Here is a 353-nt window from a genome sequence, read left to right as displayed (position 1 = left end):
GGCTGATGACCCGCATCGCGGGTGCCGGCTCTATGGCGTCGGTGGAACTGCCTGCCAAACAAGTACTTTCAGAATTGACCGCGCGCCGCGTGAAAGACGTCGTGGTGGCGATCGCGGCCTCCCCCGGATCCACGATAATCAGCGGGACCACACAGACCGTCCACGAGCTGGTCACGGCTTGGGAGCAGCGCGGCGTGCTGGCCGGTGAGATCGCCGTGGATGTCGCATCGCATTCGCCGCAGGTCGAACCGATCCTCGATGAGCTGAAAGAGGCGTTGGCTGAGCTGAATCCGATGACGCCGCAGGTTCCGTTCTACTCGGCGACCCAGTTCGACCCGCGTGAACAGCCGGTG

1 protein-coding gene is annotated in these 353 nt (G+C 64.0%); it reads left to right on the top strand.

The features are described from left to right. Positions 1–353: acyltransferase domain-containing protein (locus tag BST47_RS30135; protein WP_122984580.1), on the top strand; the 353-nt coding region annotated here is incomplete at both ends.

It is taken from the genome of Mycolicibacterium tusciae (genome assembly GCF_002086795.1).
Taxonomy (GTDB): domain Bacteria; phylum Actinomycetota; class Actinomycetes; order Mycobacteriales; family Mycobacteriaceae; genus Mycobacterium; species Mycobacterium tusciae.
This window is presented reverse-complemented; position numbering and strand designations above follow the sequence as displayed.